The following is an 848-nucleotide window of genomic DNA, read 5'->3' on the forward strand; positions in this document are numbered from 1 at the left end:
ATTCCAAGGAGATTCAATTGCTAAAGAAGTCAGGTTCTAAAAGGAATCCATAAGATGCTAGACGTACTAAAAAACACAACATATCGGCATTTGTTTTTGGCCCAAGTAATTGCACTAATCGGAACGGGGTTAATCACAATTGCCCTAGCTTTACAGGCATACGATATTGCAAAGGGGGAAGCAGCTCAAGTTCTCGGTATTGCATTGGCAATTAAGATGATTGCTTATATCGGCGTAGCACCTATAGCATCTGCATTTGCTGAGAGATTACCAAGAAAACAAGTATTGGTTGGACTAGATGTTATTCGAGCATTAACAGCATTGTGTCTACCGTTTGTGACGCAAATTTGGCAAATTTATATTCTCATTTTTATTTTGCAATCTGCTTCTGCTGCATTTACACCAACATTTCAGGCAATGATTCCAGATGTTCTTCCTGAAGAAAAAGACTATACCAATGCTTTGTCATTGTCTCGCTTAGCCTATGATTTGGAAAATATTATCAGTCCAATGCTGGCAGGTTTCTTACTCACTGTCATGAGCTATCATAATCTGTTTTTAGGAACAGTATTAGGTTTTATCGGTTCTGCTTTGTTTGTGGTAAGTGCAAAATTACCAGTTGCCACAGTGCCTGAATTTAGAGGTGTTTATAGTCGTATAAAGCAGGGAGCTAAAATTTATTTTAATACTCCAAGACTCAAGGCGTTGCTTGCTCTAAATCTAGCAATTGCTTCGGCGAGTGCGGTTGTGATTGTAAATACTGTTGTACTGGTTCAATCGACATTTAAACTTACTGAAAATGCAACGACATGGGCATTTGGTTTATTTGGTCTTGGATCAATGTTATC

At 38.2% G+C, this 848-nt stretch carries 1 protein-coding gene; it reads left to right on the forward strand.

Going from position 1 to position 848, the window contains the following annotated elements; genetic code table 11:
* Positions 1-54 precede the first annotated feature (54 nt).
* Positions 55-848: MFS transporter (locus Aba26S_RS20980; RefSeq protein ID WP_043975201.1), on the forward strand; the 794-nt coding region annotated here is incomplete at its 3' end.

The organism is Acinetobacter sp. NBRC 110496 (assembly GCF_000876115.1).
Lineage (GTDB): Bacteria > Pseudomonadota > Gammaproteobacteria > Pseudomonadales > Moraxellaceae > Acinetobacter.